General features: G+C 60.6%; 14 protein-coding genes. 5 read left to right on the top strand and 9 right to left on the bottom strand.

All coding sequences use genetic code 11. From position 1 onward, the window contains the following. Positions 1-229 precede the first annotated feature (229 nt). Both IG168_RS17800 and IG168_RS17795 read right to left on the bottom strand, forming a co-directional pair. Positions 230-2,173, bottom strand: a complete 1,944-nt coding sequence (locus IG168_RS17800; RefSeq protein ID WP_193165947.1) for a M48 family metallopeptidase — start codon at positions 2,171-2,173, stop codon at positions 230-232. A gap of 9 nt (positions 2,174-2,182) precedes the next feature. Then, positions 2,183-2,779 (bottom strand): LemA family protein, encoded by a 597-nt coding sequence (locus tag IG168_RS17795; protein WP_193165946.1) that lies wholly within the window; start codon positions 2,777-2,779, stop codon positions 2,183-2,185. 187 nt (positions 2,780-2,966) lie between these two features. Between IG168_RS17795 and IG168_RS17790 the strand changes: the two genes are divergently transcribed. Further along, positions 2,967-4,157 carry an acetyl-CoA C-acyltransferase gene (locus IG168_RS17790; protein ID WP_193165945.1) on the top strand — a complete coding sequence of 397 codons (1,191 nt, stop codon included), beginning with the start codon at positions 2,967-2,969 and terminating at the stop codon, positions 4,155-4,157. 99 nt (positions 4,158-4,256) lie between these two features. On the opposite strand, the gene IG168_RS17785 is transcribed toward IG168_RS17790, so the two are convergent. Beyond that, positions 4,257-6,065 carry a DUF885 domain-containing protein gene (locus tag IG168_RS17785; RefSeq protein WP_193165944.1) on the bottom strand — a complete coding sequence of 603 codons (1,809 nt, stop codon included), beginning with the start codon at positions 6,063-6,065 and terminating at the stop codon, positions 4,257-4,259. 277 nt (positions 6,066-6,342) lie between these two features. Between IG168_RS17785 and IG168_RS17780 the strand changes: the two genes are divergently transcribed. The 3 genes from IG168_RS17780 (at position 6,343) to IG168_RS17770 (ending at position 7,513) form a co-directional block, all read left to right on the top strand. Beyond that, on the top strand, positions 6,343-6,687 hold the full coding sequence (locus IG168_RS17780; RefSeq protein WP_193165943.1) for a 4a-hydroxytetrahydrobiopterin dehydratase: 345 nt from the start codon (positions 6,343-6,345) through the stop codon (positions 6,685-6,687). Between the two features lie 120 nt (positions 6,688-6,807). After that, complete coding sequence (locus tag IG168_RS17775; RefSeq protein WP_193165942.1) at positions 6,808-7,038, top strand: DUF1272 domain-containing protein; 231 nt, start codon at positions 6,808-6,810, stop codon at positions 7,036-7,038. Positions 7,039-7,051: 13 nt separating this feature from the next. Further along, positions 7,052-7,513 carry an OsmC family protein gene (locus tag IG168_RS17770; protein WP_193165941.1) on the top strand — a complete coding sequence of 154 codons (462 nt, stop codon included), beginning with the start codon at positions 7,052-7,054 and terminating at the stop codon, positions 7,511-7,513. 40 nt (positions 7,514-7,553) lie between these two features. Here IG168_RS17770 and IG168_RS17765 read toward each other — a convergent pair whose 3' ends face one another. Then, the gene (locus IG168_RS17765; protein WP_193165940.1) at positions 7,554-8,321 is read right to left on the bottom strand and encodes a TlyA family RNA methyltransferase; all 768 of its coding nucleotides are present in this window, start codon (positions 8,319-8,321) and stop codon (positions 7,554-7,556) included. Between the two features lie 207 nt (positions 8,322-8,528). Here IG168_RS17765 and nhaA point away from each other — a divergent pair, with 207 nt between their 5' ends. Then, complete coding sequence (gene nhaA, locus IG168_RS17760; RefSeq protein ID WP_226877110.1) at positions 8,529-9,956, top strand: Na+/H+ antiporter NhaA; 1,428 nt, start codon at positions 8,529-8,531, stop codon at positions 9,954-9,956. A gap of 35 nt (positions 9,957-9,991) precedes the next feature. Here nhaA and IG168_RS17755 read toward each other — a convergent pair whose 3' ends face one another. The 5 genes from IG168_RS17755 to IG168_RS17735 are packed head-to-tail and all read right to left on the bottom strand — an operon-like array spanning position 9,992 to position 13,349. Beyond that, the gene (locus IG168_RS17755) at positions 9,992-10,246 is read right to left on the bottom strand and encodes a cyd operon YbgE family protein (protein ID WP_193165938.1); all 255 of its coding nucleotides are present in this window, start codon (positions 10,244-10,246) and stop codon (positions 9,992-9,994) included. Then, complete coding sequence (gene cydX, locus IG168_RS17750; protein WP_193165937.1) at positions 10,243-10,386, bottom strand: cytochrome bd-I oxidase subunit CydX; 144 nt, start codon at positions 10,384-10,386, stop codon at positions 10,243-10,245. The genes IG168_RS17755 and cydX overlap by 4 nt, the downstream gene beginning before the upstream one ends. 28 nt (positions 10,387-10,414) lie before the next feature. Beyond that, on the bottom strand, positions 10,415-11,548 hold the full coding sequence (gene cydB, locus IG168_RS17745) for a cytochrome d ubiquinol oxidase subunit II (RefSeq protein ID WP_226877109.1): 1,134 nt from the start codon (positions 11,546-11,548) through the stop codon (positions 10,415-10,417). 10 nt (positions 11,549-11,558) lie between these two features. Further along, positions 11,559-13,133 carry a cytochrome ubiquinol oxidase subunit I gene (locus IG168_RS17740; RefSeq protein ID WP_193165936.1) on the bottom strand — a complete coding sequence of 525 codons (1,575 nt, stop codon included), beginning with the start codon at positions 13,131-13,133 and terminating at the stop codon, positions 11,559-11,561. Then, the gene (locus tag IG168_RS17735; protein WP_193165935.1) at positions 13,134-13,349 is read right to left on the bottom strand and encodes a hypothetical protein; all 216 of its coding nucleotides are present in this window, start codon (positions 13,347-13,349) and stop codon (positions 13,134-13,136) included. Between the last annotated feature and the right edge of the window lie 98 nt (positions 13,350-13,447).

The raw sequence follows: 13,447 nt of genomic DNA, 5'->3' as shown, positions 1-13,447 counted from the left end.
ACCAATAAACCGAATATTTGTTCGGTTATCTCTACAGTAAGTTTTGTCGTGAGATAAAGTCAAACATAGATTTTTTGATATTTATAACTAATTGTTTTTATTGGGTTTTGTTGTTTATAAATGTGAGGGATTATTCATGTTTTGTGGGTGAGGTGTGATTTGGGCTGGGTGGCAGACAAAAAAGCCCGGCGAATGCCGGGCTTTGGGGGAGCGATTAGATCTGTGAGTCTTACGAAGTCAGTGTGTGCTCGGTCTGAGTGGTGCCGGTGGCATTTGAGGGCGCGCCGCCCAGCACCGGTGGCATAGGGCAGTCGAGACTGTCCGCGACAGCGCGCAGCAGTTCGATTTCCTCCGCTTCCACGACGCCGTCATGGGTCATGGTGGCGGCCATGGCCTTGAGCAGCGCCGGCTTCTGCAGTGGGCGCAGGGTGGCGGCGATGGCGATGGCCTTGTCCAGCCGCTGCAGGGTGATGTCTCCCGCGGCGGGCAGTGGCGTGATCGGCAGTTGCATGGCCGAGAGACCGCTTTCGAATGCGCGCTTGGCGGGCAGGTAGTCTGCCTGTCCGGCGTGCGCCACGGCGGCGAGGATAAATCGGGCTGCGTCGTTGTGCGCTGCACTTTTCGACGACAGGCGCTGGCGGTCCGGACTGCCCTCAATCGCGTGCATCAATACGCGGTACAGTGCCCATTCCCACAAATCCACGCGACCGTCGCTGCGCAGCAGTTTGATCAGGTTGCGTTTGAATACCTGGTATTGCTGTGGCACCAGCTCTTTTAGCGCCGGCACACACAGATCCAGCAGTGGCAGGCGCGCGCAGGACGGCAGCGCTGCTACCTGCGCATCCAGGTTCTGTAGCTCCCGGTAAACCGCCGGGTGGGCGATCTGCTGCAGCAATTGGCGCTGCTGTTCCTGCTCGCCGGCGTCACTGTGGAACAGGAGGCGGTAAACCAGCGCGCGGGCCGCGAAGGGATCGCGCGCGGCCGCCTGCAGCGCGGCGGGCACACTCGCCAGTAACTGCTGTCCGTAGCGCACCTGTTGCTCGCTGGGGTTGCCGATACGGTTGTCCACCGCATCCGCTACAGCTTCGAAAGGCACCGCAGCGGCGAACCCCGCGACCTGGGCGTCCTGCTCCCGCGTCACTGCAATTCCGGCCCCGCTGTCGCTCACGGTGGGGAAGCGGCCGTTCCACTGGGGATCCAGGCGCGTGATGCGCTCGTTCAGTGGGGGGTGTGTGGCAAACAGGTTGGCGAAGGATTTTTTCAGCCCGCTGGCAAAATACATATGGCTGAATTCCGCCGCCTGGCTGGAAGCCAGCTGCGAGCCGCCACTGTAGCCGCCGATTTTTTTCAGCGCACCGGCAATACCGGTGTTGTTGCGGGTGAATTGCACCGCGGAGGCGTCGGCGAGAAATTCCCGCTGGCGGCTGACCGCAGACTTGATCAGGTTGCCAAAAAAGGTGCCGGTGTAGCCGATGACCATCAGGCCCGCGCCGATACCGAACAGCGCCGCGCGCCCGCGGTTGTCGCGCCCGGAGCTGAAATGACTGCCGCGGAGTAGCCAGTAGCCGAGCATGCCGATGATCAGGATACCGTTGAGGAGCCCGACGATGCGGATGTTCAGGCGCATATCGCCGTTGAAAATGTGGCTGAATTCGTGGGCCACGACGCCCTGCAGTTCGTCGCGGTTGAGCTTCTCGATACAGCCGCGGGTCAGGCCCACCACCGCATCGGTGGGTTTGTATCCGGCGGCAAAGGCATTGATGGCATCGTCGTCCAGTACATAGACATCTGGTACCGGAGTACCGGAGGCGATGGCCATCTCCTCCACCACGTTGAGCGCGCGCCGTTCTGCATCATTCTGCGGGGCAATATTGATCTTGCGCCCGCCCAGTGATTCCGCCACCGCGCGCCCGCCGGCCGCCAGCTGGCGCAGCTTGTACAGGCTGCCGAGGGCAATCACGGCGGCAATGGTCAGCGCGATGGTGGCGACGGTATCCCAGCCCAGCAGCGGGCCTATCTGGGCGACATTGAAGGGCTGGCCGCGGGACCAGCCCACCGCCGCGGCGGCAAGCAGCGTGGTAATCGCAATCAGCAATACGACCGCGGTGAAGAACAGGCCCACCAGCAGGCCGGTATTGCGGCGCGCTTTGTCCTGGTATTCGAAGAAGTTCATCTAGCGCCCTCAGAACTCGACGCGCGGCGCTGCCTGGAAAGCTTCGGAATCGGCAAATTCCAGCAGCTTGCCGTCGTCGCGATGGCCGAAGAATCCGGCGAAGAACACCGGCGGGAAGCTCTGCTTGTAGATGTTGTAGGACATTACCGAATCGTTGAAGGCCTGGCGGGCGAACGCAACCTTGTTCTCGGTGCTGGTCAGCTCCTCGGTGAGCTGCATCATATTCTGGTTGGCTTTCAGGTCCGGGTAGGCTTCCATCACCACATTGAGGCGACCGAGGGCATTGGCCAGCGCACCTTCGGCGTGGCCGAGATCGGCGATGGCGCCGGCGCTGCCCGGATTGGCCGCGGCGGTTTTGAGACCGGCGAGCGCGGTGTTGCGGGCACTGATCACGGCTTCCAGGGTCTCGCGTTCGTGCTTGAGGTAGCCCTTGGCGGTGTCCACCAGGTTGGGGATCAGGTCGTAGCGGCGTTTCAGCTGTACCTCAATCTGCGCAAACGCGTTCTCATAACGGTTCTTAAGTGAAACCAGCTTGTTGTATATACCGACAACGTAGAACAGCAGGGCGGCAATCGCCACCAGCCAGACGATGGTTGAAATTTCCATATGACTTCTCGCCTTTTTTGTGAATGGTCTGGCGCCGATAGTATCACGGCGACACCGGGTGTCTGTGTCTGCGGCTACTGCCAAGGGTGGATGGGGCGGGAGCGGGCGCTTCGGTTATAATGCCGCCGCAATAAATACACAGCCGGCGCCAGACGTCGCGGCGGCACAGATTTTGGGAGCAGCCAGAATGAGCGATGTAACGACAGATCCCGTAGTAATCGTGGGTATGGCACGTACGCCAATGGGCGCCATGCAGGGCGCCTTGTCCTCCGCCAGCGCGCCGGAACTGGGCGCCGTGGCGATCCGCGCCGCCCTCGAGGATGCGGGCGTGGCCCCCGCCGATGTGGACGAAGTGCTGATGGGTTGCGTTCTGCCCGCTGGCGTCGGCCAGGCACCGGCGCGTCAGGCCGCCCTGGGGGCGGGCATTCCGGAGGGTACGCCCGCCAGCACCGTGAACAAGGTGTGTGGATCCGGTATGAAGACCGTGATGATGGGCCGCGATGCACTGCTGGTCGGCGATGCCAAGGTGGTTGTGGCTGGCGGTATGGAGAGCATGAGCAATGCGCCCTACCTGCTGCCGAAGGCGCGCGGTGGCATGCGTCTCGGCCACGGCGAAGTCAAGGACCACATGTTCCTGGACGGCCTCGAGAACGCCTACGACGGCAAGCTGATGGGCACCTTTGCCGAGTGTACCGCCGACAAGTACAGCTTCACCCGCGAGGAACAGGATACGTTCGCGCTGGAATCCCTGGCGCGGGCCAACGCCGCCATCGAGAGCGGTGCCTTTGAGCGCGAGATCGCGCCGGTAACCATTTCCTCCCGCCGCGGCGACGTGGAAGTCAGCGTCGACGAGGGCCCGGGCAGTGCCCGTCCGGACAAAATCCCGCAGCTGAAGCCCGCCTTCCGCAAAGACGGCACCGTTACCGCGGCCAACGCCAGCTCCATTTCCGACGGCGCCGCCGCCCTGGTGCTGATGCGCGAGAGCGAGGCCAAGGCGCGCGGCCTGAAGGTGTTGGCGGTGCTGCGCGGCCAGACCCAGTACGCCCAGGCGCCGGAGTGGTTCACCACCGCACCGGTTGGCGCGATGCAGAAACTGCTGGAGCAAACCGGCTGGTCGGCCGGGGACGTGGATCTGTTCGAGATCAACGAGGCCTTTGCCGTGGTCACCATGTCCGCAATGCGCGAACTGGATCTGCCCCACGATAAAGTCAACGTGAACGGCGGCGCCTGCGCGCTGGGCCACCCGCTGGGTGCCAGTGGGGCGCGTATCCTGGTGACCCTGCTCGGCGCGCTGGAAAAACGTGGCCTGCACAAGGGTATTGCCAGCCTGTGTATCGGTGGCGGGGAAGCCACTGCCGTGGCGATCGAACGCGTCTGAGCCGGCGATAAACCGGAGCGGCCATAAAAAACGGAGGCAGCAATGCCTCCGTTTTCGGTTGTCGACAAAGCGGGTGCCCGGTAGGGACCCGCTTTTTTATTACTGGCTCTTCGGCAAGTCCTCCAGCATCAACTTGCGAATGACCGGTATCGGCGCACTGCCGTAACTCAGAAACTTCTCGTGGAAGGCTTTCAGGTCGAACTTGTCGCCGAGCTTCTGTTTCACTTCCTCCCGCAGCGCGAGAATATCGGCAAAGCCCGCAAAGTAACTGGTGAGCTGTACCTGGCTCAGGGTTGCGCGGCGCCACTTGCCCATGGCCTCGGCCTTCTGCTGGAAAGCGTCCTTGACCATCAGTTCCATGGCCCTTTGCTCATCGATGCCCTTCACCTGGATCTCGTAGTCGAGAATGGTGTTGGTCACGGTGCGCAGGTTCCACTTGTAGTACATCAACCACAGTTCCGGAGAAAAGTCGCCGTAGCCGGCCTCCAGCATCATGCGTTCGGCGTAGACGGCCCAGCCCTCGATCATGGCGCCGTTGCCGAGAATACTCTTGATCAGGCTGGGGGATCTGTTGGCGTAGACCAGCTGTGTGTAGTGCCCGGGGATGGCCTCGTGAATACACAGGATCTGCATCAGGTAACTGTTGTATTCGCGCAGGAAACTCTCGGCTTCCTCGTCGCTGAAGTCCGCGATCGGCATGACGTTAAAGTAGGTGTTAGCGCCCTTGTCATAGGGGCCGGGGGCATTGATCGAGGCCACGGCGAAACCGCGCATGTAAGGCGGTGTCGTACGAACGACCAGCGGTTTTTCCGCATCCAGTGACAGCAGGTTGTGCTCGGTTACGAAGGCCGCCAGCTCGGGAATCTGCTTTTCGACATCCGCCTTGAAGCTTTCCTTGGTGGCGTGGTGCAGCGAGAGCTTTTCCAGCATGGCGGAAATGCGCTCCAGCCGATCCTCCGGCGGTTGCTGGTCGGGGAAATATTTGGGCCACAGTTTGTCCGCGAGCTCGGTCATCTTGTCGTGCAGCCTGGCTTTTTCCTTTAGCGCGCGTTCGTAGAGCTCCCTGGCACCCATGCCAATCTGGATATCGTATTTGAATTTTTCCTCGTAGAGTTTTTCACCGATACGGAAGTTCTTGTACTTCTGTGTTTTCTCGAGTTCCGCGTGACGGGTCTGCAGGAAAGTAATGTAGTCCTCGATCGCCTCGCGGGTGGCAATCAGCCGCTGGGTAAATTTCGTTTTTTCGTCCTTGCTGAGTCCGCTTGCGGCCAGCTTGTCTTCCAGCTCCTGGCCGAACACACTGAGTGCTCCCTCGTTCTGCTTTATGGCGAGCACCAGCTGCGGTGAAGCGGGTGTGCGCAGGGATTGTTCGGCGGCTTCATAGTAAGCCGGCACCTTCTCCATCCGGCGACTGAATGTGCGCAGCCGCTCGTCCAGCGGGGCGTAGTCGGTATTGAGAATCAATGCGAAGGTTGCCGAAACATTGTATTCCGCGGGATTCCACTGGTAGGCCTTGAACTTCTCTATTTGCCACTGCAGGCGGTCGAGATAGTTGCGGATCATCGACAGGTCGCTGCTGGCGCCGGAATCGAGCTGGCTCGCGTCGATTTTTCGGAACAGGCCGCGGTACTGCTTCACAAAGTCGAGGACCTGCTTGCGGTAGTTGTCATCCGGCACCTGCAGCTGATCGGCGACAGCGTAGTACCCCTCGCTGACCGCCCAGGACGGGAACAGCTTCCACAGGTCGTCCACCATCTGCGCCGACAGCTGTTCGAACCCGGCGTTCTTTACTTCGCTGCTGGCGGCTGTCGCTTCGGGTTTCGTGGGCGCGGGGCTGGAGGCCGGGCGCTCGTCGCAGGCGCCGAGCGCCAATAACAGGGCCAGGGCGGGCAGGGCGGTGGCTTTCATGGGATTCCTTATTCCGTATCTGCTGCAGTGGCAAAGCTATCACAAGTGCGATGGTACCGATATCAGCGTCCGCGGGGCGGCTGCCACTGCAGCCTGATCGAACCGGTACGAGCGCAGAATGCTCTGCTGATTTTTAGCACTCTGTCCCATTAAGACGAGGGAAAACCACATAAAATTGGTTTTTCTTCGGTGCGCTTGTTTCCTCAATTGGCGGCGGGTAGAGTGAGGCGAAACTCAAAAGAGTCCATAATAATTTAAATTTTTTGAGGAATTCTTCATGACTGAACTTGCCCAACAACAATGCGAAGCCTGTCGCGCCGATGCACCGCTGGTAAGCGATGAGGAGCTGGCCGAGCTGCTGCGGGAAATCCCCGACTGGACCCCGGTAGCCCGCGACGGAATCATGCAACTGGAGCGTGTGTTCAAGTTTCGCAACTTCAAGCAGGCGCTGGCATTTACCAACCGCGTCGGCGCCATTGCGGAAGAAGTCGGTCACCATCCGGCTCTGCTCACAGAGTGGGGCAAGGTGACAGTAACCTGGTGGAGCCACGAGGCAAAAGGGTTGCACAAGAACGACTTTATTATGGCCGCGCGCACTGACCAGCAACTCGAGGCGGAGTAACGGGACGTTGCAGTAACCCGCCTCTGTCGAGTTGGCGGTCCTGCCGGAACAGGATTCCGGAGGGGCCGCTGAATTTGGCGTGAGACATCGCCGTAACAGATGGAGATCTACGGGGCTGCCATGTTGAAAATGAAGCCGACTTGCGAGCGCTGCAGCGCGCCGCTGGCACTGGCCGACGAGGCCTATATCTGCTCTTTCGAGTGTACCTATTGTCCCCAGTGCGCCGAGCAACTGGCGCGGAGCTGCCCCAATTGCCAGGGGCAGCTGGTCATGCGCCCGACCCGCACCCGCTCCCCGACCGAAGTGCCCAGCCATCGTTTCAAGGCCAAGCTGGAAAAACTGCTTTCCTGATCTGAGAGGTCTCGTGTCCGAGTATTTTTCCACCGTTCTCTGGTGTCGCGACGGCGCCGCTTTTACCGATAACCAATACAGCCGCGCGCACAAGTGGCTGTTCGATGGCGGCGCTGAAGTGGCCGCCTCGTCCTCACCTCATATTGTCCCCATCCCGTATTCCGTGTCCGACAACGTCGATCCCGAGGAGGCCTTTGTCGCGGCGCTGTCCAGCTGCCATATGTTGTTTTTCCTGGCTATAGCGGCGAAGCGTGGCTGGGTGGTTGACGAGTATCGCGATGAGGCGGTGGGGGTGATGTCTAAAGACGCAGACGGGCGTATGGCCATGACCCGGGTGATATTGCGCCCGCAGGTGGTTTTTAGCGGCGACAAACAGCCCACCCGCGAGCAGCTGGAGCGGGTTCACCACCAGTCCCACGAACAGTGCTTTATCGCCAATTCAGTAAAGACCGAGGTGGTGACGGAAATCCGCTGAACCGCGCCCGGTTGTTCCGGAATAGGGCGCTGCAGCGAAACTAATTTGTGGGGTTATCGAGTACCGCCCACAGCAGAAATTCGCGATTGCCGTCTCCGCCCCGGATCGGGCTATCGATATATTCCCGCACCTGCAGGTTCAGCGAGGCGCACAATGCGGTAATACTCTCCTGCACCTTCGGGTAGAGCCCACTATCGCGTACCAGTCCGCCCTTGCCGATATGTTCCGGGCCCACTTCGAACTGGGGTTTTACCAGGCTCAGCAGCTGCCCGCCGGGTTTCAGCAGCGGTGGCAGCTGCGGCAATATCAGCGTCTGGGAAATAAACGACACATCCATCACGATCGCGTCAAAACCTTCGTCGCCGAATGGCGCCAGCTGCGCGGCTTCCAGATGGCGGGCGTTGACGCCTTCAAACAGGTGCATGCGCGGATCCTCGCGCAGGCTGGGTGCCAGCTGGTCGCGCCCGACGTCCACACCCACTACCAGCTCGGCACCGCGCTGTAACAGGCAGTCGCTGAAGCCTCCGGTGGAGCAGCCTACGTCGAGTGCGTGCCAGCCGCTCGGATCCAGCCCGGTGTGGTCGAGAATAGCCGCGAGCTTGAGTCCGGCGCGGGACACATAGCGGTCTTCCGGCAGTGGTTCCACCCGCAGCTCCCAGTCTTCACCGACTGGCTGGCCGGCTTTGCGGGCCTGCTCCCAGTTGCCGCCGGCACCGATCTGTACCCGACCCGCCTCAATCAGTTTCTTGGCGTGAGTCCGGGAGTTGGCGAGTTGGCGTTCGACAAGAAGGAGGTCCAGGCGCGTCATGGCAGGCTAATAGTGTAGTGGTCAACGATGGTGGCGGAACTGGGTGCCATGCTACCCTCTGCTTCAAATTGATAGAAGCACTATGGGCACCTCTCGATATCTGACGCGCGCGCTGGCGGTGGCCGGCAGCGGATACACGCGGGCCACGATGTTGAGCGGTGCCCTATTCTTAAGGAAGGAGGTCCGCTGTCGATGCCGAAGAGCGTTTTGGACAAATTTAGAATCCGCAAGGGCAAGGTGTTCGAAGCGCCACTGGAAAGCGCATTCGGCCGGCTGGTAACGCCGTTCGAAGAGTTTATCCACCGCCAGAGTAGTGGCGGTATCGTCTTGATGATCTGCGCCCTGCTGGCGCTGATCATCGCCAATTCCCCTCTGCAGGAAGCCTACGAACACCTGTTGCACCTGCCGGTCAGCCTGGGCGTCGGCGATTGGTCGTTCTCCCTGAGCCTGCACCACTGGATCAACGATGGCCTGATGGCCGTGTTCTTTTTTCTCGTCGGACTCGAACTGAAGCGGGAGTTCCTCGTCGGTGAACTGTCGGACCTGAAACAGGCGGTGTTGCCGGTGATGGCGGCCATTGGCGGCATGGTGGTACCGGCGCTGATTTATTCCGGTCTCAACGGCGACGGTATCGCAGCGCGCGGCTGGGGTATCCCGATGGCGACGGATATCGCCTTCGCGGTGGGCTGTATCGCCCTGCTCGGCAACCGCGTGCCCCGCGCCGTGGTCACATTCCTCGTGGCGCTGGCGATTGTCGACGACCTGGGTGCGATCCTGGTGATTGCCATCTGGTATACCGAGAGCGTCAATACTGTTGCGTTGATGGGCGCCGGACTGCTGGTGGTGATCCTGTGGCTGCTCAAGTTCGCCGGGGTGCGCCGTGCACCGGCCTACATTTTTGTCGGCCTGCTGCTGTGGTACGAATTTTACCTGAGCGGTGTGCATGCAACCCTGGCGGGCGTTATTACCGCCATGGCGATGCCCGCGCGGCCCAAGTACGATCCGGTCGCGTTCAGCACCTTCGTGAAAGATATCATTCGCAGCTTCGACCGCTGTTTCCGCCCTGGCGACAAGATCATCGCCAACGATGCGCTGCGCGCGCGGGTGATGGCGCTGGATAACGGTGTCCACATGGCGCAGTCGCCGCTGCAGCGCATGGAGACACGCCTGCATACCCCGGTGGCCTTCCTGGTGGTACCGATTTTTGCCCTGGCCAATGCCGGCATTCCGATCGACAGCTTTACCAGCAGTGCGGCGGTGCTCAACCCGGTGACCCTCGGCGTGATTACCGGACTGGTTTTCGGCAAGCTCGTCGGCATCGTCGGTGCCACCTGGCTGGGGTGGAAACTGGGCCTCGGCAGACTGCCCAAATCTGCCAATTTTCACCATATTTTCGGTGTGGCGCTGCTTGGCGGTATCGGTTTCACCATGTCGATCTTTATTTCGGAACTGGCGTTTGCCGGCGAGGGGGATCTACTGATTCAGGCCAAGGCCGGGGTCCTGCTGGCATCGGTTATCGCTGGTATCTGCGGTTTTCTCGTGTTGCGCCGGGCACCGGCGGTTGAAGAGATCGATGCCATCGACGAAGACGTATTTCCCATGGCCGATGAGGACGACGAAGGCCGAACGGAATAACGACTGGCAATCAGTGGTGATCGCGGTCGCGCGATTCACCGGCTGGTGATCACCGCTACTGTCGTGATCGCCAGCCAGGCTGCTACAGCGAGGGTCAGCTGCAGCGGGTGGGACATTCGGCGCAGAATACCGCAGCCATAGACAACGCCCGTGCAGAGCCCGAGTATTATCGCGATGGTCGTACCGTGTCCCGGTGCGGCCTCTTCTCCATACAGCAGCGGCGGCCAGAAGGTGATGCCGAGGCTGACCAGCAGTGCCGCGGCGAAGGTCAGGCGGCGCAACCACTTCATGCGCCGCCGGTTCCTTCCCGCCGCCGCTCTTCCTCGGCTTCCAGCCGGTCCATGTTTTCCGTGTTTTCCAGCCAGAGCGCATTGACGATGGCAAATGCGCAGGCCAGCAGTACGCCCAGAATCCAGGTGAAATACCACATAAAAGTGTTTCCGTTATTCAGTAACTGCTCAGTAGCTACTGTGTGAATTGTCTTCGATGTACTGCTTGCTGACGCGCCCGAACATACGGCGGTAACACCAGGCGGTATAGAGCAGGATGATGGGCACGAACACCGCGGCGGCCACTAGCATCAGGCCCAGGGTGAGTTTGCTGGAGGTGGCGTCCCACATTGTCAGGCTGATATCCGGATTGACTGATGACGGCATCACGAATGGGAACAGTGCGACGGCCGGGGTCAGGATGATCGCGGTCAGACAAATCGAGCTGGCGACGAAGACCAGGTTACTCTCGCGGCGGCTCAAGAGGGCGGTGGCCAGTGCCGCGATGATACCCAGCAGCGGTATGGCATAAAGTGCGGGCTGCGCGCGGAAATTCGCCTGCCAGCCGCTATTGCCGGCGGCCACGGTTTTCATCAGTGGTGTGATGGCCTCATCGGCCGGTCTGCCCTCCACGATATGCAGGCCGTCCACGCCAAGCAACAGCCAGATACCGGCCAGTATGAACAGTCCGATCACTGCCCAGGCGGTGATTTCTGTAATCCGTCGCGCGCGGGAGAGCAGCAGGCCTTCGGTTTTGAGCTGTAGCCAGGCGCCCCCCTGCATTGCCAGCATGGCGACCGACAGCAGGCCGCACACCAGGGCGAAGGGGTGCAGCAGTGCCCAGAAGGAACCCTCGTAACTCGGGCGCAACAGATCGTCCAGATTGAACGGCAGGCCCAGCAACAGGTTGCCGAAGGCCACTCCGAAGATCAGCGCCGGTACCACGCCGCCGATGGTCAGTCCCCAGTCCCAAGCTTCGCGCCAGCGCCAATCCCCGATTTTCGAGCGGTAATCAAAGCCGACGGGACGGAAGAACAGGGCGAGCAGGGTGATGATCAGAGCGGCGTAGAGACCGGAAAATGCCGCCGCATACACCATCGGCCAGGCAGCGAAAATGGCGCCGCCGGCAGTGATCAGCCACACCTGGTTGCCCTCCCAGTGCGGCCCCACGGTATTGATCATCACGCGCCGCTCGATGTCCGTGCGCGCGATGACGCGCAGCAGCATCCCGACACCCATGTCGAAGCCATCGGTAATGGCAAAACCGATCAGCAGGACGCCGATCAGCGCCCACCAGATCAGCTTCAGTGTTTCGTAATCCATGATGCTGCCCTCAGGTTCTCTGCGCAGTGTGTTCGGCGGCCAGTTCGAAGTGATAGCGACCGGTGCCGAGGCTCGATGGCCCTTTGCGGATAAAGCGCTGCATCAGGTAGACCTCCACCACCAGCAGGAAAGTGTAAAACGCGATGATGGCCGCCAGGCTGCCGATCACCTCGCCGCGGGTGATGGAAGAGGCGGAGAGATAAGTGGGCAGCACTTCGGCGATTGACCAGGGCTGGCGGCCGCTCTCCGCGACCACCCAGCCGCACTCGGCCGCGATCCACGGCAGGGGTAGCGACCACATACACAGCCGCAACAACCGCTTGCTGGCGGCGCTGTGATGCCGGGCGGATTCGATGAAGGCAGCGGCAAACACGAATAGCATGAGCAGGCCGCAGCCCACCATGATGCGGAAAGTCCAGAACAACAGGGGCACCGATGGGATGGAGTCCTGCGCCGCCCGCTTGATCTGCTCTTCGGTGGCCGCACTGATATTGTCGGTTTGGCGCTTCAGTAGCAGGCCGAAGCCGAGGTCGGCGCGCAGGTCGGCAAACTGCCGCCGGGTCTCGTCGCTGGTATCACCGGCGCGCAGCTGTTCGAGTGTTTCGTAGGCGAGGATGCCGTTGCGAATGCGTTGCTCGTGTTGAGGGATCAGCTTGTCAAACCCCAGCACTGGTTCATCGATCGAGCGGGTCGCGATCAGGCCCATCACCCAGGGGATTTCCACTGCGTAGTGATTGGTCTGATTTTCCCGGTCGGGAATCGCAAACAGGGTGAATGAGGCCGGGGGATCTTCGGTTTCCCAGGCGGCCTCGATCGCCGCCAGCTTGGTTTTCTGGATATCGCCGACGGTGTAACCGCTCTCGTCGCCGAGCACGATCACCGACAGTGCAGACGCGAGTCCAAAGCTCGACGCAATGGCGAAAGAGCGGCGCGCGAAGGGCAGGTCGCGATTGCGCAGCAGGTAATAGGCGGACACGCTGAGTACGAACATGGCGCCGGTGGTGTAGCCGGCCGCTACCGTATGCACGAACTTGACCTGGGCCACCGGGTTGAACAGTACGTCGGCAAAACTGTCCAGTTCCATACGCATGGATTCATAGTTGAATTCCGCTCCTGTCGGATACTGCATCCAGCCATTGGCAATCAGTATCCACAGCGCCGACAGGTTGGAGCCAATGGCCACCAGCCAGGTCACCACCAGGTGTTGCACTTTCGTCAGTCGGTCCCAACCGAAAAAAAACAGCCCCACGAAGGTGGACTCGAGGAAGAATGCCATCAGTCCTTCAATGGCCAGCGGTACGCCGAAGATATCCCCCACGTAGTGGGAGTAATAACTCCAGTTGGTGCCGAACTGAAATTCCAGCGTGATACCCGTGGTCACGCCCATGGCGAAATTGATGCCGAACAGCTTGCCCCAGAACTTGGTCATGTCCTTGTAGATTTCCTTGCCGGACATGACATAGCAGGATTCCATGATCGCGAGGATGAACGACAATCCCAGCGTCAGCGGCACAAACAGGAAGTGGTAGAGGGCGGTCAGGGCAAACTGCAGCCGGGACAGGTCGACGACGGCTTCATCAATCACTTAGTTCTCCTTCTCTGCAGCGGCGGCAGCCTCCGCGGCGGAGGATTGAAATAACTCACTGGCGGTGGTTCGTTTCCCGGAATCAACCGCCAGCGGATGCCACTGGTCCACCGGCGCCGGGCTAAAGAATTGGATCTTGAGAAAGACAATAATCGCGAGCTTGATCGCCAGAATGATGCCGAGTTCGATCAGCAGGCGACGGTCACCTGGATTCATGGCCGCACAGTTTCCATGGCTGAATTCGAAGTATCAGTCTTGCAGGAAAATCACGCGGTTAAAGTCGGGGTGGTGCTTTGGACGCAATTCTGGCGGGG

It is taken from the genome of Microbulbifer hainanensis (assembly GCF_014904735.1).
GTDB classification, from domain to species: domain Bacteria; phylum Pseudomonadota; class Gammaproteobacteria; order Pseudomonadales; family Cellvibrionaceae; genus Microbulbifer; species Microbulbifer hainanensis.
This window is presented reverse-complemented; position numbering and strand designations above follow the sequence as displayed.

Coding starts and splice junctions, on each gene's coding strand:
- IG168_RS17800 (WP_193165947.1), bottom strand. CDS start 2,173: ATGAACTTCTTCGAATACCAGGACAAAGCGCGCCGCAATACCGGCCTG.
- IG168_RS17795 (WP_193165946.1), bottom strand. CDS start 2,779: ATGGAAATTTCAACCATCGTCTGGCTGGTGGCGATTGCCGCCCTGCTG.
- IG168_RS17790 (WP_193165945.1), top strand. CDS start 2,967: ATGAGCGATGTAACGACAGATCCCGTAGTAATCGTGGGTATGGCACGT.
- IG168_RS17785 (WP_193165944.1), bottom strand. CDS start 6,065: ATGAAAGCCACCGCCCTGCCCGCCCTGGCCCTGTTATTGGCGCTCGGC.
- IG168_RS17780 (WP_193165943.1), top strand. CDS start 6,343: ATGACTGAACTTGCCCAACAACAATGCGAAGCCTGTCGCGCCGATGCA.
- IG168_RS17775 (WP_193165942.1), top strand. CDS start 6,808: ATGTTGAAAATGAAGCCGACTTGCGAGCGCTGCAGCGCGCCGCTGGCA.
- IG168_RS17765 (WP_193165940.1), bottom strand. CDS start 8,321: ATGACGCGCCTGGACCTCCTTCTTGTCGAACGCCAACTCGCCAACTCC.
- IG168_RS17755 (WP_193165938.1), bottom strand. CDS start 10,246: ATGAAGTGGTTGCGCCGCCTGACCTTCGCCGCGGCACTGCTGGTCAGC.
- cydX (WP_193165937.1), bottom strand. CDS start 10,386: ATGTGGTATTTCACCTGGATTCTGGGCGTACTGCTGGCCTGCGCATTT.
- cydB (WP_226877109.1), bottom strand. CDS start 11,548: ATGGATTACGAAACACTGAAGCTGATCTGGTGGGCGCTGATCGGCGTC.
- IG168_RS17735 (WP_193165935.1), bottom strand. CDS start 13,349: ATGAATCCAGGTGACCGTCGCCTGCTGATCGAACTCGGCATCATTCTG.